Source organism: Pseudarthrobacter chlorophenolicus A6 (assembly GCF_000022025.1).
GTDB lineage: Bacteria > Actinomycetota > Actinomycetes > Actinomycetales > Micrococcaceae > Arthrobacter > Arthrobacter chlorophenolicus.
Genome location: NC_011886.1, coordinates 3,742,922 through 3,763,815, shown reverse-complemented (window position 1 = coordinate 3,763,815; position 20,894 = coordinate 3,742,922). Strand labels below are relative to the sequence as shown.

The 20,894-nt window shown below is 67.4% G+C and carries 16 protein-coding genes; 5 read left to right on the top strand and 11 right to left on the bottom strand.

Annotated features, from left to right (window positions below):
* Positions 1–2: 2 nt before the first annotated feature.
* The 6 genes from ACHL_RS17005 to ACHL_RS16980 all read right to left on the bottom strand — a co-directional run bounded on the left by ACHL_RS17005 (position 3) and on the right by ACHL_RS16980 (position 7,684).
* Positions 3–992: an ROK family protein gene (locus ACHL_RS17005; protein ID WP_015938543.1), complete on the bottom strand. Its 990-nt coding sequence runs from the start codon at positions 990–992 to the stop codon at positions 3–5.
* Positions 993–1,134: 142 nt separating this feature from the next.
* Positions 1,135–2,064: a dihydrodipicolinate synthase family protein gene (locus tag ACHL_RS17000; RefSeq protein ID WP_015938542.1), complete on the bottom strand. Its 930-nt coding sequence runs from the start codon at positions 2,062–2,064 to the stop codon at positions 1,135–1,137.
* 44 nt (positions 2,065–2,108) lie between these two features.
* Positions 2,109–2,915, bottom strand: a complete 807-nt coding sequence (locus ACHL_RS16995; RefSeq protein ID WP_015938541.1) for an ATP-binding cassette domain-containing protein — start codon at positions 2,913–2,915, stop codon at positions 2,109–2,111.
* Entirely contained in the window at positions 2,912–5,050 is a 2,139-nt protein-coding gene (locus tag ACHL_RS16990; RefSeq protein ID WP_015938540.1) for a dipeptide/oligopeptide/nickel ABC transporter permease/ATP-binding protein, read from the bottom strand. The genes ACHL_RS16995 and ACHL_RS16990 overlap by 4 nt, the downstream gene beginning before the upstream one ends.
* 3 nt (positions 5,051–5,053) lie before the next feature.
* Complete coding sequence (locus ACHL_RS16985; RefSeq protein WP_015938539.1) at positions 5,054–6,010, bottom strand: ABC transporter permease; 957 nt, start codon at positions 6,008–6,010, stop codon at positions 5,054–5,056.
* Positions 6,011–6,031: 21 nt separating this feature from the next.
* Positions 6,032–7,684 (bottom strand): ABC transporter substrate-binding protein, encoded by a 1,653-nt coding sequence (locus ACHL_RS16980; RefSeq protein ID WP_015938538.1) that lies wholly within the window; start codon positions 7,682–7,684, stop codon positions 6,032–6,034.
* Positions 7,685–7,824: 140 nt separating this feature from the next.
* On the opposite strand from ACHL_RS16980, the gene ACHL_RS16975 reads away from it, so the two are divergent.
* Positions 7,825–8,721 carry a DUF4862 family protein gene (locus ACHL_RS16975; protein ID WP_015938537.1) on the top strand — a complete coding sequence of 299 codons (897 nt, stop codon included), beginning with the start codon at positions 7,825–7,827 and terminating at the stop codon, positions 8,719–8,721.
* Here the strand turns inward: ACHL_RS16975 and ACHL_RS16970 are convergent.
* Positions 8,705–10,381 (bottom strand): sialidase family protein, encoded by a 1,677-nt coding sequence (locus ACHL_RS16970; protein WP_015938536.1) that lies wholly within the window; start codon positions 10,379–10,381, stop codon positions 8,705–8,707. The genes ACHL_RS16975 and ACHL_RS16970 overlap by 17 nt on opposite strands.
* 222 nt (positions 10,382–10,603) lie before the next feature.
* On the opposite strand from ACHL_RS16970, the gene ACHL_RS16965 reads away from it, so the two are divergent.
* Positions 10,604–13,540, top strand: coding sequence for an exo-alpha-sialidase (locus ACHL_RS16965; RefSeq protein ID WP_015938535.1), 2,937 nt, complete (start codon positions 10,604–10,606; stop codon positions 13,538–13,540).
* A gap of 87 nt (positions 13,541–13,627) precedes the next feature.
* On the opposite strand, the gene ACHL_RS16960 is transcribed toward ACHL_RS16965, so the two are convergent.
* Complete coding sequence (locus tag ACHL_RS16960) at positions 13,628–14,335, bottom strand: ABC transporter ATP-binding protein (RefSeq protein WP_015938534.1); 708 nt, start codon at positions 14,333–14,335, stop codon at positions 13,628–13,630.
* Between the two features lie 27 nt (positions 14,336–14,362).
* The gene (locus ACHL_RS16955) at positions 14,363–15,469 is read right to left on the bottom strand and encodes an ABC transporter permease (protein WP_015938533.1); all 1,107 of its coding nucleotides are present in this window, start codon (positions 15,467–15,469) and stop codon (positions 14,363–14,365) included.
* Positions 15,470–15,632: 163 nt separating this feature from the next.
* On the opposite strand from ACHL_RS16955, the gene ACHL_RS16950 reads away from it, so the two are divergent.
* From ACHL_RS16950 to ACHL_RS16940, 3 genes are all read left to right on the top strand, one after another.
* Complete coding sequence (locus tag ACHL_RS16950; protein ID WP_015938532.1) at positions 15,633–16,934, top strand: sensor histidine kinase; 1,302 nt, start codon at positions 15,633–15,635, stop codon at positions 16,932–16,934.
* Positions 16,931–17,599 carry a response regulator gene (locus tag ACHL_RS16945; protein WP_015938531.1) on the top strand — a complete coding sequence of 223 codons (669 nt, stop codon included), beginning with the start codon at positions 16,931–16,933 and terminating at the stop codon, positions 17,597–17,599. The genes ACHL_RS16950 and ACHL_RS16945 overlap by 4 nt, the downstream gene beginning before the upstream one ends.
* A gap of 81 nt (positions 17,600–17,680) precedes the next feature.
* A complete protein-coding gene (locus ACHL_RS16940) occupies positions 17,681–18,142 on the top strand; it encodes a pyridoxamine 5'-phosphate oxidase family protein (RefSeq protein WP_015938530.1) in 462 nt (153 codons plus the stop codon).
* Positions 18,143–18,306: 164 nt separating this feature from the next.
* Here ACHL_RS16940 and ACHL_RS16935 read toward each other — a convergent pair whose 3' ends face one another.
* Positions 18,307–19,626, bottom strand: coding sequence for an Nramp family divalent metal transporter (locus ACHL_RS16935; protein WP_015938529.1), 1,320 nt, complete (start codon positions 19,624–19,626; stop codon positions 18,307–18,309).
* A gap of 179 nt (positions 19,627–19,805) precedes the next feature.
* Positions 19,806–20,741, bottom strand: a complete 936-nt coding sequence (locus tag ACHL_RS16930) for a dihydrodipicolinate synthase family protein (protein WP_015938528.1) — start codon at positions 20,739–20,741, stop codon at positions 19,806–19,808.
* Between the last annotated feature and the right edge of the window lie 153 nt (positions 20,742–20,894).

Genomic DNA, 20,894 nt, shown 5'->3' with positions numbered 1-20,894 from the left:
GGTCAGTTCCTTCGGTACGTCAGGGCTGAAGTGAATTCGGCACAGCCGGCATCGGCGGGTTCAAGGACAAGCCGGGCGGCGCCAACAATGGCCGCCGTATTTCCCAGCGCGGCGGGACGCACGGGAACGCCGGTCAGGGCGGGCAACAGTTCGGCGCGCAGTGCGGCCTCCATCGGCTGCCGCCAGCGTTCGCCGGCATCGGCCAGCCCGCCGGATACCAGCACCACCTCGGGGTCGAGGATGTTGGCCAGGCCGCCAACGGCCTGCCCGGCAGCGGCAGCAGCAACGGCTATGGCCCGGGCCGCAATCGCATCACCGGAGCCGGCCAGGCCGAAGACAGCCCGGGTGTCCGCAGCGGGGGCTGAGCCGCCCAGGCGGACGTAGGCCTCACGGATGGCCGGCCCGGACGCGATGGCTTCGACATGCCCGGCACCGCCGCAGACGCAGGGGAGCGGGGCGCCGTCGAAGCAGGCGTACGGCGAGGCGAAGTGCCCCACATGCCCGCCGGCGTAGCGGTGCCCCAGCACAGGGGCGCCGTCCAGGACGAAGCTCCCGCCAACACCGGTGCCGAACGCCACCAGCAGCGAGCTGGACGTCCCGGCGGCCGCACCCGTCCACGCTTCGCCGAGGGCGTGCGCGTGCACGTCGTTCACGGCAAGGACGGACGACGCCGGCAGGTCCAGCCGGGCGGCCAGGCCTGCGGTGAGTGCCGTCCCGGCCCAGCCGGCGATGGCGTCCGTCGCGGACGCCACCACGCCGCGCGCGGCATCGATGACCCCTGCGGAACCGACGCCGACCCGCTTAACGGTGATCCCGGCGTCGTCCGCCCGGCGGACCAGCCCGGCAACAAGGCTGGCGGTGGCGTCGAGGATCGCGGCGGAACCGTCACGGCTCAGCGTGGGGATGGTGTCCGAAAACAGCAACTCCCCGTCACCGGAAACAACCCCGGCAGCAGTCTTGGTCCCGCCAAGGTCAACACCAATCGCGTACATCGTTTTCTTCCTCACGGGGGATCTCGACAGGCTCGATCACCGGACGGCCAAGTAGGCGGGTGGTGGTGGCATTTTCGTAGGCTGCGTTGTTGCGTGAGGAACGAGCGCAGCAGCCGGAAAATGTCGCCGCCACCCGCAGCAACTAGACCAGGCCGTTGCGTTCGAGGATGCCGCGGATGGCCTTGGTTTCGTCCTCGTTCAGTGCCGGCATGGGTGCGCTCATGGTGTTGGATTCGATGACTCCCATGACCTGCAGCGCGGTCTTGAACGCGCCCAGACCCGCGGCGCCGCCGGAGACGCGGCCGTTGGGGGCGTAGACGATCTCAAAGAGATCGGCCAGGCGGTCCTGTTCGGCGGCGGCCTTGGCCCAGTCGCTGGCGGCTGCGGCGTCCACCAGGTTCCGGTAGCCGCGCGGGTCCACGTTGCCCAGGCCCGGGACCACGCCCTGGGCGCCGCCCAGGAGCGCGCCGTCCACCACTACTTCGTGGCCGGTGAAGATGTCGAAGTTGTCGATGTCCCGTGCCGCGAGCAGGAGCTGGCGGAAGGAGACGTCATCTCCGGAGGAGTCCTTGACGCCGGCGATGACCCCTTCGCGGCCCAGCCGGACCAGCAGGTCGGTGGGGAGCTTGAAGTGGGTGCGGACGGGCACGTCGTAGGCGAAGATCGGCTTGCTGACGGCAGCGTGGATGCTGCGGAAGTGGGTCTCGGTCTCTTCAGCGTTACCGATGGCGTAGTACATCGACGTGACCACGATGGCGTCGGCGCCGAGGTCGATCACGCGCTTGGCCTCCTCGATCACGCGGTTGGTGGTCTGCTCGTTGGCCCCGACGATGAGCGGAACTGCTTTGTCGCCGGCGGCGGAGTTGGCTTCGGCGATGGTGCTGACCACCAGGTCGCGCTCAGCGTTGGTCATGTAGGGCACCTCGGCGGAGGAGCCGAGGACGAACAGCCCGGACACGCCGCCGTCGAGCAGGTGCCGGGTGAGGTTCTGCAGGGAGGCGGTGTCGATGCTGCCGTCTGCGTGGCGGGGGGTGACGACCGGCGGGATGACGCCGGAGAACTGGGAAGACACGGGAAAACTCCGATAACTGGGTTGGTGAAAGGGGGATGGGTGGTCTAGGTGTGCAGCAGGCTGGGCGCCGCGCCGAGGAGCTTCTTGGTGTAGTCGTTGCCGGGGTTGTCGAACACCTGCGCGGCCGGGCCTTCCTCCACGATCTCGCCGAAGTACATGACGCAGATGCGGTCGGAGACGTAGCGGACGGTCTGGATGTCGTGCGAGATGAACACCATCCCCAAGTTCAGACGTGCCTTGAGGTCGGAGAGCAGGTTCAGAACCTGCGCGCGGACCGAGACGTCCAGGGCCGACGTCGGTTCGTCGGCCACGATGATGTCCGGGTCCAGCGCCAGGGCACGGGCGATGGCAACACGTTGCCGCTGGCCGCCGGACACCTGCGACGGCGTCACTTCAGCCGCGGAGGCGGGCAGGCCGACCAGCGCGAGGAGTTCCTTGACTTTGGCGGCGCGGGTGGCGGCGTTGCCGATGCCGTGCACCTGCAGGGGATCGGTGAGGATGTCCTGGATGGTCATGCGCGGGTTCAGCGCGGTGGCGGGGTCCTGGAACACCACGGAGACGGACCGGCCGAACTCCTTCCGCATGGCGGCGTTCCGCTTGATGGCCGGCTTGCCGTGGAACAGGACCTGCCCGGAGGTGGGCGCCTGCAGGCCCACCAGCACCGAGGCGAGCGTGGACTTGCCGCAGCCGGATTCGCCCACGATGCCCACGGTTTCGCCGCGGCTGATGGTGAAGTCCACGCCGTTGACGGCCTTGACCACGTTGGGGCGGAAGAGGCCGCCGGTGCGGGCACGGTGGTGGACCTTGACGTCCTTGAGCTCAATGACGGGCTGTCCGGTGGATGCGCTCACTTGGCGTCCTCCTTGCGGTGGCTTGCCCAGAAGTGGTCCGCGTCTTCGCCATTCGAGGAGGCGACGGCGGTCAGTACCAGCTGCTGGTTGGGGTCGGCGTCGCTGCGCAGGGAGCGCGGCGCGAACCGGTCCCCGGGGGCGAAATCGTTGGGGGAGGGGACCGTGCCGGGGATCTGGTGCAGGCGGGCGGCGTCGGCCTCGATGGAGAGCACGGCGCCCAGCAGTCCGCGGGTGTATTCGTGCTTCGGGTTCCGCAGCAGCTCGGAGGCCTGGGCGGATTCCACCACCTGGCCCGCGTACATGACCGTGATGCGGTGCGCCAGGGAGGCCACCAGGGCGAGGTCGTGGCTGACGAACACCATGGCGAAGCCCAGCTGCTCGCGCAGTTCGTTGAGCAGGTCCACCACCTGCTTCTGGACCGTGACGTCCAGGGCCGTGGTGGGCTCATCCGCCACCACGATCTTGGGTGAGCGGGACAGTGCCATGGCGATCAGGACGCGCTGCCGCTGCCCGCCGGACAGTTCGTGCGGGTAGCTGGCCAGGGTGCGGACAGGATCGAGCTTCACCATTTCCAGCAGCTCGGCCGGGGTCTTGCGGCCGCCGCGGCGGGTCAGCTGCAGCATTTGGTCCTTGATCTTCATGGACGGGTTCAGCGAGCTCAGGGCGTCCTGGTAGACCATGGCGATCTGTTCGCCGCGCAGGCCCTGGTAGGCCCTGGCGTTGCTGTGGCTGGTGTCCGGATCCAGCAGTTCCTTGCCGTCGAACCGGATGGAGCCGGTGATCCTGGCGGTCTTGGGCAGCAGGCCCATGACGGCCAGCGAGGTGATGGACTTGCCGCAACCGGATTCGCCCACCAGGCCCATGGTTTCGCCTTCGCGGACGGTGAAGGAGACGTTGTCCACAATGGCTGTCTCGCCAAACCTTCCGGGGAAGCGGATGGAGAGGTTCTTCACTTCCAGCACCGTGCGGGCATCTGCGGGGACCTGCGGCAGCCGGTCGGTGCGGGTGGCCTCGACGGCGGCCAGCAGTTCCAGCTCCCGGTCCAACTGGGCGTGCGGGTTGGCGGCGCCGGTCCTGGCCTCGGTGAGTACAGCTGAGGTGTCCTGCCGGCCTTCGGTGGGGGTTGTTCCGGAGGCCGGCAGGACGGCGTCGAGCTCGTGCTGTTCCACGACCGACGGCTGGGCAACCGTGGTGGCCACTTCCGTGTCCACCGCGGAGCCGGTGACGGCGGCGCCGGCCACGGAAGCGGCAGCACCGTCGTCGTCCTTCACCGCCGGCGCGCGCCGCAGCCGGGGGTTGACCATGGCGTCGGTGAGTCCCTCAGCGAGGATATTCAGCGCCAGGACGGTGAGGAGAATGATGAGGCCGGCGAAGGTGGTGGCCCACCAGCCGCCGGACAGGACCAGGTTGCGGCCGTAGGAGATCACGTTGCCCCACGACGGAGCGGGGTCCTGGACGCCGGCGCCCAGGAAGGACAGCGAGGCTTCGAGGATGATGGCATCGGCCACCATCACCGTGGCGAACACCAGCACGGGGGCTGCGGTGTTGCGGACAATGTGCCTGGCCAGGATGTAGAAGCGGCCGGCGCCGATCACGCGCTCGGCTCGGACATAGTCTTCGCCGTACTGCGAGAGCACGTTGGCGCGGACCACGCGGGCCAGCTGCGGGGTGTAGATGATGGCGATGGCAACGATGATGGTGGGCACCGAGTTGCCGAACGCCGCCAGCAGCACCGCGGCCAGGGCGATGCCCGGGAACGCCATCAGGATGTCCATGATGCGCATGATGAGTTCGTTGACGGCCTTGCTGGACGTGGCGGCCAGTGAGCCGAGGAACGCGCCGGCCAGGACCGCCAGGGCCACGGCGCCGAGGCCGATCATCAGCGAGGACTGCGAGCCGTAGAGCAGGCGGGAGAAGATGTCGCGGCCCAGCCGGTCGGTGCCGAAGAAGTGCTCGGCACCCGGGGGCGTGGCCGGCATGAAGGATTCCAGCGGATCGTGCGGTGCCAGGACCGGGGCGAAGATGGCGGCGAAGGCAATTACCACCAGGAAGGCGAGGGCCAGCCGGGAGCCCCAGGGCAGGGCCCGCAGGCGGATTCCGGGGGCGCTCAGACGGTCAGCGAGTTTGCTGCGCATGGGTCACACGGTCCTGATTCGGGGGTTGATGAGCAGGTAGAGCAGGTCCACGGCGATGTTCACCAGGACGAAAGTGACGGAGATGGTGAGCACCACGCCCTGGACCAGGTTCACGTCCAGGTTGGTGATGCCGTTGAGGATCAGCTGGCCCATGCCGGGCAGCGCAAAGATCATTTCAATGACGACGGCGCCGCCCAGCAGGTAGCCGATCCGCAGTCCCAGCACGGTCACCGGAGTTACGAGTGCGTTGCGGAGCACGTTCTTGGAGACCACTTCGCGGTAGGGGACGCCGTTGCCGATGGCCGTGCGGACATAGTCCCGGTCCAGCTCCTCCACCATGGAGGTGCGGACCACCCTGATGAGGGAAGCTGAGACCGGGATGCCGAGGGCCAGGGCGGGCAGGGCCATCGAGTTGAGCCAACCGCCGAACCCGGATTCCGGGGTTGCAATGCCGCCGGACGGGAACATCGCTGCCGGGCCCAGGGCGAACCACTGGATCAGCAGGATGCCCAGCCAGAACGACGGCGTTGCCACCGCGGCGATGGAGAAGACACGGACCAGCTGGTCCTGCCATTTGTCCCGGTACAGGGCGCCGATAATGCCGAAGACCAGCGAGACCACCACGGCGATGATGACGCCCAGGAAGGTCAGCTGAAGCGTCAGGGGGAACGCCGAGCCGATCATGCTCGCCACAGACTTGGCCGGCGGCGTGGTGACGCCCAGGTCCAGCTGCAGGAGCTTGCCCAGGAACCGCACATACTGCAGCAGCAGCGGATCGTTCAGGCCGTTCGCCTGGCGGTACTGTTCCTTGGCTTCCTCGCTGGCCCCTTCGCCCAGGGCGCTGCTTGCCTGGTCTCCGGGCGCTGCCTGCAGGACCAGGAACACCAGCAGGGTGATGCCCAGGACCATCAGCGGCAGGGCTGCGAGGCGTCGGCCCAGCAGTCGCAATATGGTGCTCAATGTAGTCTCCGGTGTGTAGGGCTAGGCGGTGCGGCCCACACCAACGAAGGACACTCCGGTGGTGGGGAGGGGCTTGAAGCCGCTGAGCTTCTTGGAATCCCAGGCGCTGGGAAGCTGGCGGTGGAACAGCGGGTACAGCGGGACTTCCTCGGACACCAGGTCCACAATCTCGCCGGTCAGCTTCTTGGCATCTTCCTTGGCGGCGCGGCCGGCCTTGGACATCAGGTCCACCAGCTGCGCACGTTCCGGGGTGTCGGCCCAGAAGGCGCGGTTCTTCATCCAGGTGTCGCCGGCGTAGAACCAGCTCAGCAGCAGGTCCGCGTCGTTGCCGAACACCGAGGGATCGCCCGGTGCGGCAACAACCTTGTAGTCACCCTTGGCCACGCGGTCCGTGTACAGGGCGCCGGACTGCAGGTTCTTGAGGGTGACCTTGACGCCGGGGATCTTGTTCCAGGATTCGAGCATCAGCGGTGCCACATCCTTGACCCAGGCGGTGTCCGTGGTGAGCAGCTCGAATTCCAGACTGGTGACGCCGGCTTCCTTGAGGAGGTCCTCGGCCTTCTGGGCGTCGTAGCCGTAGACGTTCTTGGCCTTGACGTAGTCCGGGTGGCCTTCCTGGAAGTAGGAGCTGGCCGGCTTGGCGTTGCCGAACAGGGCCTTCTTGATGATGGAGTCCTTGTCCAGGCCGTAGTGGAGGGCCTGGCGGACCTTTTTGTTGTTGAAGGGTGCGGCGTTGCAGTTGAACATCATGAACAGCAGGCCGAAGGACTGCACGGACTCAACTGTGGCGGCAGACTTGAGTCCCTCCATGTCCAGGTAGGGGACGTCCTCGATGGCCTGGACACGGCCGGACTGCATGGCGGTGACGCGGGCGGCGGCATCGGAGAGCAGCAGCCAGGTCATGCCCTTGGCCAGGGCCGGCATGGGGCCGTTGTAGGCCTGGTTGGCCTCGAAGACGATCTTGTCGTCCTTGACGGCGGAGATGAGCTTGTACGGGCCGGTGCCCACGGGCTTGGCGTCGAAGGACTTCAGCTGATCGGAGCCGAACGGGAAATTGGTCAGCGCCTTGGGCACCACCTTCACCACGGAAATGCGCGGGCCGAAGCCGGGGAACGCGTACTTAAGGGTGAATTCCACGGTCTTGGCGTCCAGGGCCTTGACCTCCTGGATGAACGGGATGAACTGCGAGAACAGCGACTTGTTGGCCGGGTCCATCACGCGGGTGAAGGAGAACACCACGTCCTCGGCGGTGACCGGCGTGCCGTCGTGGAACACTGCGCCGTCCCGGATGGACACCTGGTACTGGGTGTCGCTGACCTTCTTGGGGTCTGCGGCAGCCAGGGCGTTGTACGGCTCACGGGTGGCGGGGTGAAGTTCGATGAGGCCTTCGAAGACGTGCAGGTTGGCGGCCATCGGCGTCGCGCCGGAGGAGGAGATGGGGTCAAAGCCGGTGGACAGCGCGTAGGAGATGCCGGCCTCGATGGTGAGGTCCTTGTTGATGGGCGAGGTGTTTTCGGTGGCGCCCGTGGTGGTCGCGGCAGGGCCGCCGCAGGCGGACAGGGAGGTGGCGAAGGCTGCGGCCAGGCCCATGGCCCCGCCGAGCTTCAGGAAGTTCCGGCGGCTGGCGTCATTGACCAGCGGCAGGTTCTTGATGTTGTTCATGTGCCTCACCATTCAGAAGATGTTTATCGGATGTAGGATGTCCTAGCTCGTAGAATGACTGTAAGGGCGATCACAGCCACCCGTCAAGTGCGGCGGTCTGCATGCACCGGGCCGCCCCGCAAACCAACCGCTTCCAAGCAACGGAGTTCGAAATGTCCCTCATCGTCGGCGCCTATCCGGCCCAGCCCGCCGGCTCGCAGCAGGAGTTCTACCGCGGGCTCGCAACCGTCCCGGCCGTACGGGGACTCGAACTTCCGTACGGCCCACATGGCGGCAGCCCCTGGCCTGCCGGGGCACCCGCGGAATGGTCCGCCGTCGTGACTTCAATACCGGGCACCATGCAGCGGCTGAACGCATCGGCTGCGTTCGGGCTGGCTTCGGTGGACGCCGCGGGAAGGCGGAAAGCCCTTGACTTCGCGGCCGGCCTTCACGCCTACGTGCTTCGCCTCAAGGACGAAGGGCGGCAGGTGGAGGCCGTGGAACTGCATTCAGCACCACATCCCGGCGCCGACGTGGCCATGTTCAGGGCATCGCTGAGCGAGATCCTCGAGTGGGACTGGGGAACCACCCGGGTGCTGGTGGAACACTGCGACGCTCCCCGGCCTGGAAACAAACCGGAGAAGGGCTTCCTACCTTTTGCCGATGAGGTGGACGTGGTCCGCGCGCTCCGGGAACAGTCGGGAGGCCGGGCCGGCCTGGTGATCAACTGGGCCCGGTCCGTCATTGAAACCCGGAACCCGGACACTGCCGCCCAGCACATCGCGCTGGCGCGGGAGGCCGGCGTCCTGGCCGGTGTGATGTTCTCCGGCTGCTCACCGGATGCCACGGAGTTCGGCTACCCCTGGATCGACGCGCACCTTCCGGCCGTCGAGGTGGACGGCGCGCCGCCAAGCTCCCTGCTCAACCGCGCCGAGATCGAGCGGTGCCTTGCTGCTGCCGGCGCCGTGCCGGTCACCGGCTTCAAGGTTGGCCTCCCGCGGGAGGGCCTGACGGTGCAGGACCGTGTTGACCGCCTGCGGCAGATGTGCGCCCTTATCGGGGGGAGCTGACCGGAGGCGCGTCCTCCACGCTGACCTCCCCGGAGGCCATGCTGAACCGGAAGATCCTGGACAGCCGCCGCACCGTGCCCCCGCTGGTTCCTTCCACGGCGAAGGTGATGTCCACGGCGTCCTGCTCCACGTCAGCCGCCGTCAGGGTGTACGACGGCGTGAAGTACAGTGCCGCTTCCCCCGGCAGGAGGTCCCGGGGCGGGAAAGCCGCGGCCCCCGGGCCGGTGAGCGTGACCCCTGTGACTGTTGCGCCGCCGTCGTTCCGTGCCCTGCCCGTGAACGCGAGGATGTCGCCCGCCTTGTAGCCGGGGATGACGGGCCCGTAGTTGAGGTCCTGTGCCTCGCGGGTGCCCAGCACCTGCGCCTGCCCGGCAGAGTAGCCCTGGCCGATCTCCTTTGACGCCGGGCCCCAGTCGCCGCCGCCGTCCGCCATGACGTGGAACTCCCCGGCGTTCCGCCATACCTCCGGAAGGCCCGGCGTGATGGACCGGAGTTCCATGTCGAAAGAGAGGCCAGCAGCCGGTTCTTGGGCGGCCGGCTGCGGGTGTGTTTCCAGCTGATCCGTCAGTTGCGCTGCGGGAATGGAGGCGAAGACGATTTCCCGGTAGCCCTGGCGTTCGTACAGGACGCCGATGTTGCCGTCCGGCAGCCGCGTGGCCGTGGAGTACGCCGAGCTCCCCGCGCAGAGCACCAGTCCGGCAGGCCAGGTGCTGCCGTTGTCCGGCGAGAGGCCCAGGACGGTGTTGCGGCGCAGTGCGGTGTCCCGGTTGTTGGTGGCCAGCAGCCACTGGTCCGTCGCCGTACCGGCATAATCCATGACGGACGGGAGTCCGTCGAAGCGGGTGAGCGATCCGTTGTCGCTGGGGTCCGGGAGGTCCTCGACGGGTGCCAGCGGGCTCCAGCTGTGGCCGCCGTCGGTGGAGGTGGCGGCCAGCCGGCGCGGCGTTGCCCGGCTGTGGAGCAGCAGTCGGCCGTCGTCCAGGGCCGTTACCTTGTTCTCATTGGGTGCCGCGCCGTGGGTTCCGGCGCTGATGAATTCCCCAAGTGTCCAGCGCTCGCCGTAGTTGTCGCTGTAGGCGGAGGCGGCCATGATCTCGCCTCCGCACAGGAGGACGAACTGCTGCACCAGCCGGCCGGTGAAGGGTCCGGCATGGATCTGGATGCCCTGGCCGGCGGCGGCGAAGATTCCGGTGACGTCCCGGCCGGCGGGGGAGCTGCCCTTCAGTTCCGCGGTGAGGCGCCGGTGCTGCCAGGTGACGCCGTCGTCGTCGGACCAGCTGAGGTCGGTGTGCTGGATGGCGGGGTCATCCGGCGCCATTCCGGTGGCTGACTCGAAGAATCCCGCGCGCGTTCCGGCCGCGTGGAAGAGGAAGATGCGTCCGGTTTCGGCGTCCACCAGCAGGCTCGGATCACCGAGACCCTCCAGGCCCGTGCCGCTCCGCACTACCTCCTGTCCGCCCCAGGTTTGCCCGCTATCGGTGCTGCGCCGTATCAGCAGATCGATGGGGCTGGGCAGGTCATCGAGGTTGGGCCTGCCGTCGTAGGCGGCCAGGACTGTGCCGTGTGTGGTGACCGCGAGCGCCGGAATCCGGTACTGGCGGTAGCCCCCGCGGCCCCGGAGGGCGAGGACGTGCTCGGCTTCGGGGATTGCGACGGGCACGGCAGTAGCCGGGGGTGAGGGATTCGGGGGGAGGAGATAGGACGTCACATGTTAAGTCTAGCTTTCCGGTCTTTCCATGCCTAAGGTGGTAGGACGTCGTATGTAGCAGGAATCACGCTTAGTTCGGCACCGCGGCGTCGTCACCTCCATTCGAGCCGCAGCGCGGCGTCCAGAAAGGACATGGGTTTGCGAACCACCACCAAAAGAACCAGGAAAAGATCGATGGGGCAGGCTGCGGGCATAGGGGCCCTCGCCGTTGCCCTGCTCGCCGGAACCGGCCTGCCCGCCCAGGCAGCGCCCATCCCGTCCACCAGCCCCACTGCTCCTCCCGGCGCTTTCCAGGAAACCAACCTGGCCGCGGACCGGACCGCCAACAACTTCTTCTACCGCATACCCGCCCTGTCCTACCTGGGCAACGGCGTGGTCCTCGCCGCCTGGGACGGCAGGCCCGGCAGCGCAGCCGATGCCCCCAATCCCAACTCCATCGTGCAGCGCCGCAGCACCGACGGCGGCCGGACCTGGGGGCCGGTGCAGGTGATCGCCGCCGGGCACGTGGGCGATGCCGCCGCTCCGAAGTACGGCTACAGCGATCCTTCCTACGTTTACGACGCCGAGGCCGGGAAAGTCTTCGCATTCTTTGTGTACTCCAAGGACCAAGGGTTCGGCGGCAGCCAGTTCGGCAACGATGACGCGGACAGGAACGTCATTTCCTCAGCCGTGATCGAATCGTCCGACGGCGGCACCACCTGGAGCCAGCCCCGCCTCATCACCGGCGTCACCAAGCCGGGCACCAGCAAGACCAACCCCGTGGCCGGCGACGTCCGCTCCAATTTCGCGTCCTCCGGCGAAGGCATCCAGCTCAAGTACGGTCCCTACAAGGGACGTCTGATCCAGCAGTACGCCGGGGACATCCGCCAGGCGGACGGCAGCAACAGGATCCAGGCCTACAGCGTCTACTCCGACGACCACGGCGCCACGTGGCACAAGGGCGCCAACGTGGGCGACCGGATGGACGAAAACAAGACGGTGGAACTCTCCGACGGGCGCGTGCTGCTCAACTCGCGGGACAACGCCAACCAGGGCTACCGCAAGGTGGCGGTGTCCACCGACGGCGGCGCCACCTACGGCCCGGTCACGCAGGACACCGAACTGCCGGACCCCGCCAACAACGGGGCCATCGCACGCATGTTCCCCAACGCCGCGCAGGGCACGGCCGATGCGAAGAAGCTGATCTTCACCAACGCCAACTCCAAGACGGGGCGCGAGAACGTCTCGGCCCGCGTGTCCTGCGACGACGGCGCCACCTGGCCCGGGGTCCGCACCATCCGCTCCGGCTTCTCCGCCTATTCCACCGTGACCCGGCTGGATGAGGGCAGGTTGGGCGTCCTGTACGAGGCCAATTACACGGACAACATGCCGTTCGCCGCCTTCGACGACGCGTGGCTGAACTACGCCTGCGCGCCGCTGTCCGTTCCCGCCGTAACTACCGCGCCCGGCGCCACCAAGCAGGTGCCCGTGACGGTCACCAACCAGGAGGCTGCCACGCTCTCCGGCGCCACCGTCACCGTCTACACCCCCAGCGGCTGGTCCGCCACCACGGTGCCTGTTCCCGATGTCGCACCCGGCGCCTCCGCCACCGTGAATGTTGACCTCACCGCGCCGGCGAACGCCAGCGGCCCACAGAACCTCAACGCAGCGTTCACGACGGCGGACGGCCGGGTTTCGCAGGCCGCCTTCACGGCCACGGTCCCCGTGGCACCGCAGGTGGGCCTCACCATCACCGGAGCTGCGCCGGACCGTGACGTCGCCGCAAGTCCCTACAAGGCGGGCGACGTTGTCAGCTACACGTTCAACGTGAAGAGCACGGCCAACGTCACCGCAAACTCGGTGCCGCTGTCCGGTACGTTCGAGGCCGGCTTCCTTCCACCGGCCCCCGGGGCACCAAGCAGCCCTAACTGCCGGTACAACAACCTGGCTGCCGGTGCCAGCTACACCTGCACCACGGCCAGGCACACGGTGACGGCCGAGGACATGGCCCGCGGCTACTTCGTGCCGCAGGCCACCTTCAGCATCACGGCCAGCGCGACGCCGTCGCTCACCAGGACGGTGGCGTTTACCGGAGCGGCAGTAGCCCTGCGCGACGGCCTGGTTTCTGCCACCATCACGGGCAGCCGTAACGACGCCGGCCGGGACCTCGCCGCGCAGCCGTACACCGCGGGGGAGGCCTTCCCCTACAAGTTCGACGTCACCAACACCAGCCCGTTGGTGGAGAAGGTGGTGCCCACAGCGGGGAACTTCAGCCCGTTCGTGCCGGACGGCCCCGGCAACTGCCGGTACAACGTCCTGCCCGCCGGACAGTCCTACACGTGCGCCACACCGCGGCACACCGTTACCGCTGAGGAGGCAGCCCAGGGCTTCTTCATCCCGGAAACCAACTGGGACGTCAGCGCTGCTGGCCAGACCATCCGGACCTACGGCGTGAACGGCGGCGAGGTGGACCTGAAGGTGCGCGACGCCAGCCTGGACGGCACCATCGCAGCTGAATGGACCGACAAAGACGGCGACCGGTACGCCTCCGCAGGCGACACCGTGACGTACACCTACACCGTGGGCAATGCAGGCAACGTTCCGCTGACCGGGGTGGCTGCACCGGCCGCGGGCATCAGCGAACCGTCCCTGGCCGCCGGCAGCAGTGTCACCGCTACCCGGGATTACGTGCTGACGGCGGCGGACATCACCGCCGGGAAGCTGGACGCAGTAAGTTTCAGCGCCACCGGGGACAACGGGACCAGGCGTGCCACCGCTTCCGTGAGCGGCGGCGGGATTCAGCTTGAGCTCCAGCCCGCCCAGCCGGAGTCCGAACCCGCGCTGACGGTCCAGGACTTCGACGGCCAGACGCCGCCGTTCGACCTGAAGACGCAGGACAAGTACCGGAACGGCCAGAAGGTGGTCCTCGAAGGGCTCGATTATGGGCAGTGGTACTACGTCTATCTCAACAAGCGCAGCCAACGGATCGGCTGGTTGTTCCCCACCACCGCCAACACAGTGGAGTTCATCCTCCCCGCCGGGATCCAGAACGGCCGTGATGATGTGGTGGTCCTGGACAAGGACGGAAAGCAGGTCTCGTTCGACCGGCTGCAGGTGACCCCGAAGGGTTAGCCCGCGGCCCCATCAGGAACCAGAGCAGCTCCGGCGGTTAATAACCGTCGGAGCTGTTCTGCGTTGTTGCCGCGCAACTAGGTAAAGCTAGGCGCCGGCCAGGACCGGTGCCGTCAGCCGCCCGTCCCGCATGGTGGCTACGGCGTCGGTCAGCGGCAGGAACTCGGTATCGTGCGTGACCATCACCGTGGCCACCGAGAAGTCCGTGGTGACCTGGCGAAGCAGCCGGACAATAGCCTCGCTGCGCTCATGGTCCAGCGCCGCCGTCGGCTCATCCACCAGCAGCACCTTGGGGCTGCCCATCAACGCACGGGCAATGTTGACGCGCTGGCGCTGCCCGCCGGAGAGCTGGTGCGGGAGCTTCCGGGCGCTCGCGGAGAGCCCGACGACGTCCAGCAGCCCGGCCGCCCTGTCCCGGGCGGCCCGTGCAGGCTTGCCGCGCAGGTGGTCGGTGATGATGAGCTGTTCCGCGGCCGTCAGGGAGGGGAGCAGGTTGGGCTGCTGGAAAATGATGCCGATTTTGCTGCGTCGCAGTGCCGTCAGCTCCTTGTCCTTGAGGCCGGTGGTGTCCGTGCCGTCAATGAGGACCTGTCCGCTCGTGGGCCGGACCAGAGTGGCGGCGGTGGCCAGGAGGCTTGATTTCCCGGAGCCAGAAGGCCCTACGAGTGACACCAGCTGCCCGGCATGCGCGGTGAGGTTGACCCGGTCCAGTGCGGTGGTGGTTCCTGTGCCGTCCGGGTATTCGAGGGTCACGTCAACCAGGTCCAGGGGAGCGGGGGTGGGGAAAGCAGACATCGGGTTTCCTTTCAGGAGAGTGGGTTTTCAGTTGCCGCCGAGAGCCAGGAGGGCATCCACCCGGGTGGCGCGCCGGACGGCCAGGGCGGCACCGGCAAGGCCCAACGCGATGATCCCGACGACGGGAAGCACCGTGGTGCCAACGTTCAGCAGGAAGGGGGCGGCCTGCGCGGCCAGCGTTCCCGCAGCAACACCCACGGCACCGCCGGCTGCGGCCCCTGCCAGCAGGACGATGGCGGCCTGGGCCATGGCGTCGCGGAGGATGTAGGACGCGGGCGCTCCCATGGCCTTCAGCACGGCGATGTCCCGGGTCCGCTGGATGGTCCACACGGTCAGGAACGCCACGATCACCAGCGCGGCGATGCCGTAGAGGAACGCCTGCATGAGGGTCAGCGACCCGTTCTCGCTCTTGTAGGACCCCAAAGCCTGGAAGGACGCGGTACGGGATTCGCTGACCGTGCCCGCCGCGGCATTGGCCGCTGTTTCGTCCACGGAGGCACCGTCCGCAAAGGTGACGGCTACAACCGTGGCCAACTGCCCGCCGTCGGACACGTGCGCCACCCTGGACCACGGGGGAAGGTCCGTCCACACCACGCTGGTGTGCGAATACCACTGGTCCGGGACCACCGCGGCGACGGCAAGTTCCACGCCGCCCACGCCTACCGTGTCGCCCTGCTGCACGGACAGCGCGTCCGCCACCGAGGCGCCCAGCACCGCCGTCCCCGGTGCCACCGGGGCAGGCGCCAGTGAGCTGCCGGCCGGGACCCCGAAGACAGCGACGTTGGCCGTCCCGGAACCGTCGGCGGTCTGCAGGCGGGTCTGCGTGATACCCAGCGGCTCTGCGGCGGCCACCCCCGGCTGGTCCTTCCAGCGGTCCACCTGCCCGGCGGTCACCGAACTCTCCGTGTACGAGGCCTTGGCGGTGCCCGTACCCGGTGCGCCGAACGCCACTGCGTCAACGGGCCTGGACCCGGCGGCTCCGCCGAGCTTGCCGATGGCGGACGTGGACTGCTCGGCCAGGCCGGCCGTCAGCCCGGTCAGCATCACCAGCAGCAGGGTGATCAGGGCTACGACGCCGCCCATCATGGCGAACCGGCCTTTGGCGAAGCGGATATCGCGGATTGCCAGGAACACGTTGTTCTTCTCTCAGCAGGAGTGGAATTGAGTAATTCCACTCTCCCGCCGTGGTCAGGCCCTGGCATCGCGGGGATGGTTGATCCCCGGCGGCCATGGGGTGGATTCCGGAGTCAACCGTTTGGTTGATCCGGCGCTGCGGGCCCCGGCATAAGCTGGGGGAATGCCCGCCACGCCCTTGCTGAGATCCCCCGACAGAACCGGCGGAAGCCCGCAGCGGGGGCCGCTGGATGCCGTGGAAAATGCGTCGTCGGCAGCAATCCTGAAGGTCCTGCGGGTCACCCTGCACACCGGATTCGCGGTGCTGCTGGGCGTGGCCCTGGTCCGGATACTGCTGGCCGGTGGTCCGCTGCGCTGGCTCTGGACGGCGGTGGCGGTGGTCCTCGCCGGGGTGTACCTGGCCGGAACGGTCCTCGAGAAGCGCCACGCCGAGGGCCGGACCAGCATGGATCCGCGCCGTTTCGCCCTCCTGTGGCTGGTGCTGGTGACGGGTTTGTGGGCCGTCTTGCTGGCCGGCAGCGCCGACTTCGCTTGGCTGGCGTTCCCTATCTTTTTCCTGCACCTGCACCTGTTGCCCCGGGGCCGGGCGCTGCTGACCATTGCGCTGATGACGGTGGCGGTGATCGCCTCCCAATGGGTTGCCAGCGGCGCCCCCGTTCCACATGTGGCTGCCGTTGTGGGGCCCGCGCTTGGCGCCATTTTTGCCGTGATCACGGGCCTGGCCTACGCCGCCCTGTACCGCGAGGCCCTGAACCAGCGGCGGGCGGCCGATGAGCTGCGCCGGACACGCGAGGAGCTGGCCCGGTCCCAGCATGAAGCCGGGGTGCTGGCGGAGCGGGAACGGCTGGCCCGCGAAATCCACGACACCCTGGCCCAGGGCCTGTCCAGCATCGTGCTGCTGGGCCGGGCGGCCGAACAGTCCCTGGCCGGCGGCGACTCTACAGCGGCTGCCTCGCAGCTGGAGCTGGTACAGCGGACGGCGGCGGAGAACCTGGCCGAGGCGCGCAGCTTTGTCCGCGGATTGTCGTCCCCGCAGCTGGAGGGGAGCACCCTGGTGGACGCGCTGCGCCGGCTCTGCGCCGCCACCGAGACAGGGGCCGCCGCAGCCGGGTTGCCGCTGCGCTGCCGGGTGGAGGTGGACGGCGATCCCCTCGAACTTCCCCAGCCGGTCCGGGTCACCCTGCTTCGCGCGGCCCAGGCGAGCCTCGCCAACGTCCGCGAACACGCCGGGGCGCGCACCGCCGTCGTGACCCTGGCCTTCCTGGGCACCGAGGTGACCATGGACATTTACGACGACGGCGCGGGCTTTGATCCGGACGCTGCGGCGGCTGCCGCGCACGGCGGCGGGTTCGGTGTGCGCTCGCTGCGGGAACGCGTGGCCGCCCTGAACGGCTCGCTTGAGCTGGAATCCGCTCCCGGCGAGGGCACCGTGGTAGCCATCCGGCTGCCGCTGGAGGACCGGTGACGTCCACGGCCGAGGTCCGGGTCCTGCTGGTGGACGACCATCCCGTGGTCCGGGCCGGGCTGCGGGCCATGCTGGCAGGGTTCGAGGGGATCGCCATCGCCGCCGAAGCATCAGACGGGCGGGCGGCGCTGAAGGAACTGGACCGGCTGTCCGCGTTGGGGGAGCCGCCGGACGTGGTCCTCATGGACCTGCAGATGGGGAAGGGGATGGACGGGGTCACCGCGACGGCTGAGATCCGCAAACTGCCGGCGCCGCCGCCGGTGCTGATCCTGACCACGTACGATACCGACGCGGACATCCTTGCTGCCGTGGAGGCGGGCGCGAGCGGCTACATGCTGAAGGACGCACCGCCCGAGCAGCTGCGGCAGGCCGTCCTGCAGGCTGCGGCCGGCGGCACGGTCCTGGCGCCGAGGGCTGCCGCTCTGCTGATGGACCGGATCAGCAACCCCGGCACCGCGCTGACCCCGAGGGAGGTGCAGCTGCTGGAGCTGCTGGCCACCGGCCTGTCCAACCGGGCCATCGCCAAACAGCTCTTCGTCTCCGAGGCGACAGTGAAGACGCACCTGGTCCACATCTACGGCAAACTCGGCGTCGACAACCGCACCGCGGCCATCGCCGCCGCCACCCAGCGAAGGATCATCCGGCCGCCCGGTGGCAACGGCTGATCCGTCCCGGGCCCCTGACAAAATTGCGGACGGGCAGCAAGGCCCTGTTGCGCTGCGGCTCCCCGGCCTAGAATCACGGCCATGGCCACCCCACAGCAGCCGCAAGCCGAGACCCTCACCGAGGACGAGTGCTGGCGTTACCTGGAGTCCGCGTACATTGGCAGGCTGGCGGTGATCAACCGGGCGGTTCCGGAGATCTTCCCGGTCAACTTCGTGCCAGTGGACCGCACCATCCTGTTCCGCACGGCCCCCGGCGCGAAGCTCAATGCCATGCTCAGCAGCACGCCCGTTGCCTTTGAAACGGACGGGCTGGGCACCTACAGCACCGAGGTGTGGAGCGTGGTGGTCAAGGGCATCCCCGGGCAAGTGCCTGAGGGTGAGGCCCCCGTTGAGCTGGCCGACCCGGACCGTGAACCGTGGCTGCCGGGCCCCAAGGACCACCTGATCCGCATTACTCCCACCGAAGTCACCGGCCGTAGGTTCCCCGTGCATTCACGGACCCGCTGGTGGCCGCCCCTCGATTTCTCGTCCGACTGGACCTGAAAAATACAACTGTTGACCAGCGACAGCAGTACTCAGCGACCGGGATCTATGGACTGATCTATTCCGGTAGAGCTCCCTGGCAGGCGCCGGTGATCGAAGCCATTGGTAGTGCCCCCGGCCTTTGGCTGGGGGCACTACTTTGTGTGCTGGTCATCGCCGAGCGGTCAGCCGCCGGCGGCGAAATTGAGGATGAGTCGGATGGAAAGTGCGAGCACCGCGAGCAGGCCCACGACGCCAAAGAGGTTTTGCCACCACTTGTTGCGTAGCGATCCCATCAGGTCGCGGCGGTTCGCCATTACCACGATCAGTGTGGCCAGCAGGGGTGCGACGAGGATCGTCAGTGCCTGGGCGATGACGATGACCTGCACCGGTGAGGTCTGGAAGATGACGGTGATGGTGAGGCCGAACGCGAGGATGATTGCGCTGATCAGTTTCTGCGTGCCGGAAGTGATGCCGTTAGTGCCGCGCCGGTTGAGTGCGTCGGAGAGCATGGTGCCGCCGGCGGTGCAGTTGGCGGTCATGGCAGAGAATGCGGCGCCGGTGAACCCGATGGCGAAGATCGCAGTGCCGATCGGGCCGGCCAGCGGCTCGAAGACGCTGCCGAGTTGGCCCATGGTTGAGGCGACCTTGCCCGTGGCACCCAGTACGGACGCCGCAACGACGATGACGAGTGAGGTCATGATGCCTGGGGCAACGATGCCGGGAATCGTATCGACCATGGTGATGTCGCGGTAGTCGTCTTCGCTGCGTGCGCGTTCTTTCGTGCCGTAAGAGGTGTAGAAGGCGGCATTCACGGAGAAGTTCGTGCCGACCAAAGCGATGACCAGCAACCAGGCATCGTTCGGAACGGTGGGGATCAGCCCGGATGCTGCCGTGGCCCAGTCAGGATTGGCGATGAACGCTGAGGTGACGAAGGCAATCGCCATTACGCCAACCATCACGACGAGTACCTTTTCGATCACCCGGTAGACGTTGCGGAACAGCAGAATCGTGGCGACCAGGGCGGTGCCGATGATCGTCCACATGACGGGCGATCCGCCCACCAACATTGACGCGCCCAGGCCGAGGCCAACGGCGTTGCCGACCGAGAAGCACAAGGTGACCAGGAAGACGCCGATGCCGGCGACTACCCCGATCTTCTTCCCCAGGTGGTCCTTGATCGACTGGATGAGTGAAACGGGTGATTTGATGCCCAAGCGCACGCTCATGTCGGTGAGGAAGATCATCAGGATGGTGGAGACGACGATGACCCATATGAGCGTGTACTGGTAGCCGCTGCCGGCCTGGACGGCGGTGGCGAGGTTACCGGGTCCGAACTGCCAGGCACCGGCGACGAAGGCGGGGCCGATGAGGGCGAGTTGGGTCCAGAACGATCGACGGGTCTTTCGAGCCTCGACGCTGGCCCGGACGCTTCCAGTGGGCGGATGTCCAATCAGGGTTCCCTGCTTGCGCGAGGTGCCAGGCGTCTTCGTGTACTCAGTCACGGCGCGCCCTCCTTCCACGGGACTATTCTCCCGCTCAGTCTTCTTTGACTTTCTAATTTCCGACCTCAATGTCGGCTGGGCGGCCTGCATCAGTGGCCGTTCACTTGCGTTTCAACGCATGCAGTGGTCAAACCAGGGTGTGCGCGTTCAGCATTTTTCCGCGCACACCCTGAAGCTGGTCAGGCGGGGACGGTGACCTTGCCGATGTTTGCTTCGGCGAAGGCAGCAGCAATCTCGCCCTCGGCGCCATCGGGCAGGGGCAGGAGCGGGGTGCGGACTGTGGCGTGGTCCAGAATGCCGCGGTTCACCAGACCCCACTTCAAGGCGACGGTGCCCTCCATGTGGGACCCGCGGTGGTAGACGTTCTTGGTTACCGGGAGCAGCCGCTCGTGAATGGCGTGGGCACGCCGGTAGTCCTGTGCCTTGCCGGCGTCGATCAGTTCGACGAGCAGTTCGGGGGCGATGTTGCCGTAGCCGACGAGCAGACCGTCCACATCGAACATCGTTGGCAGCAGGTATTCGTCGTGGCAGGACAGGATTTGCAGTTCCGGGTGCGCGGCGCGCAGTGCGGGGATCTCGGTGTACCACCGGCGCATGTTCCGGACACCGTTCTTCGTAGCAAAGACGCCCTCCTGGCCGGCGATCTCCAGTTGGGTGTCCAGGTTGTAGCTTGCTTTGGTGTTGTCGGGGTACTGGAACAGGATCAGCGGCAGGCCGGACTCTTCATAGATCTCCTTGTAGCGCGACTGCGGCGCGCCGTCCTGGTATCCGAAGCGCAGCCACCCGTGCGAGGGGTAGACGAGACCGGCTGATGCGCCGGCTTCGACGGCCTTCTTGGCCTCGAGGGCAGCGGTCTTGTTGCCCTCCTTCGTGATGCCGGCCACGACCGGTACGCGGCCGTCGGTCGAGGCCACAAATGCGCGGATGACATCCAGCTGCTCCTCTTCGGTGAGGAACGTGCCTTCGCCGGCGTGGCCCAGGACCACGAGGCTCTTCACGCCCTCAATCGATCCGAGCCACGAACCCAGGCGCTGGATCGCAGCGAAGTCGACAGCGCCGTCTTCGGTGAACGGGGTGACAGGTGCGGGGCTGAGTCCGCGGAGATCGAGTGACATTGCAGCTACCTTCTTCTCTTCATTGATGGTCGGCAATCCCGCTGATGTGAGAACGTTTGCGGGAACGTTTTCAAGTTTGCACGTGTCGCATCTCACTGTCAAGGGAACGTTTGCATGTAAGGGGTCTAGAGTGTCTGTAACACCTCTGCTGAC